2 protein-coding genes are annotated in these 1,739 nt (G+C 37.6%); one reads left to right on the top strand and one right to left on the bottom strand.

What is annotated here, in order from left to right:
- Nucleotides 1-197 precede the first annotated feature (197 nt).
- Nucleotides 198-428 carry a hypothetical protein gene (locus tag BLV54_RS15155; RefSeq protein WP_176969812.1) on the top strand — a complete coding sequence of 77 codons (231 nt, stop codon included), beginning with the start codon at nucleotides 198-200 and terminating at the stop codon, nucleotides 426-428.
- Nucleotides 429-722: 294 nt separating this feature from the next.
- Here the strand turns inward: BLV54_RS15155 and BLV54_RS15885 are convergent, their stop codons facing one another.
- Nucleotides 723-920 (bottom strand): hypothetical protein, encoded by a 198-nt coding sequence (locus tag BLV54_RS15885; protein WP_143032558.1) that lies wholly within the window; start codon nucleotides 918-920, stop codon nucleotides 723-725.
- Nucleotides 921-1,739: the final 819 nt, after the last annotated feature.

The following is a 1,739-nucleotide window of genomic DNA, read 5'->3' on the forward strand; positions in this document are numbered from 1 at the left end:
CAGGTTACCTATCGCCAGCAGAATTTACACAGCGATACTATGCAAATCAACTCGCAGCTTAATCATATGGACTCCATATTTGACAACACATATCATGCTATACCCACATCAAACCGCGCTGCCACCTCGGCTATCGTAAGTCCTTCTTTCTCTCGAACAGATAATTAAACACATACGATGTCATGGTGAAAACGCTAGTGAATCGTATCTGGAGGCTTGCTAGCTCACTTTGGCAATATCAACGTATCCTGCGTAATAAAGAGTCATTCCCTTATCTGAAGCTAGATGTTCCAGATGCAAGAAAAGCAAGACCTGAATGTGAAGCTTTGGGTGATAAAGCGCTACGTTGGAAAGAAAATACAGCTCACAGGAAGAATCCTACAGAAAAACCGGCTGGTTTTCCAAAGAGAGAGCGCATCGCGCCATAAGCGATTGGCAAAAAGAGTTTCGTTACGGGATATATTGTTGCCGATGTCGAATGGCTTAGAGCACCTATGCAGAAGATTACCAATTATCTTCTACATTTGATGAACGCTAAGACCAATGAATTGATTCCAACCTAGCCCGCTTAAATTAACTACAGAAGTAAAAAATCACCCGCTGGGAAAATGAATTTCGTTCTAATTAATTTTGAGCAGATAAAAACCTTAATTCATAATTCTATATATAAAAAAGACCAATACTATAAAATTAATATTGGTCTTATCAGAGTTTAATGTAGTTTAGGCCACAACTCTAGGGGAAGAATATCTTCTGTTTTTAAAAGTGCTGCTAATTGCAGCAACTATCAAATACCCCACAGGAAATAATGCACCTGTAGACATATCCCCAAATAAAATCAAACCAATTGAAGCCAGAACACTAAGCAAAACAAGGCTAAGGGATATTATTGTGTTATTGCTAGCTTGATTTGTTCTCATTTATAACTCTCCAATAAAGTAATTTATTAATGATGGTATTTCAAATCATTAGAACTCAAACTTTACAAAAAGTTTACATTTTATTCACAAATAATTTACATATTTATTTATATATGATTTTGTATACAACAAGAAAATTGGAGAGTAAGTTTTCTCAAGTGAGCAGATCATTGGCCGTCAATTTAAAATATTGACTGATCACCTTTAATAATCCGCTATGCATCTTGATGATAACCCTGATTACAAGACGGTTTGGCAGCTTATGCATAATTGGATTGCTGCCAATCCAGACGAATCTATCTATCCGTTCCAAAATGAAACACCAGCTTTGTTAGCAGGAATGAACACTCGGCAAATTCTCAAATGGTGACGTCAGCAGCGTGAACATTCCATTCGAATTGGTGAATTACCGCAATTGCCTGTAATTGAAAATCAACTAGGTAATCTAAAAAACTCGCAATCAGAGCTACCATCACAATCAACTACTTTACAGTTGAGTCAATTATGGAATGATTATTTTAATAGTCCACATCTGGTATCAGATACTGAGAGCGAAAAGTTGCAATTGTTCAGACGTACTTTTGAACATTGCGCGGAAGAATTAAATAACACATATAAATTTCGCATCTCGCAGCGAGATGATTTTTCGGATATCGATATTCAGAATGTCAAAAGGTGTCTACCATTGAATTTGTGGATGACACCCATTATTAAGAAGCGTAGCATAACTTATTGATGGGGGTGTGGCTCAAGGTGTCCGTTGTGGATAATTCCGACTAACTCGGCACTGAAATGCCGCCCCTGTCGTCCGCATCATCC

Origin of the sequence: Nitrosomonas sp. Nm33 (genome assembly GCF_900107265.1) — a bacterium.
GTDB lineage: Bacteria > Pseudomonadota > Gammaproteobacteria > Burkholderiales > Nitrosomonadaceae > Nitrosomonas.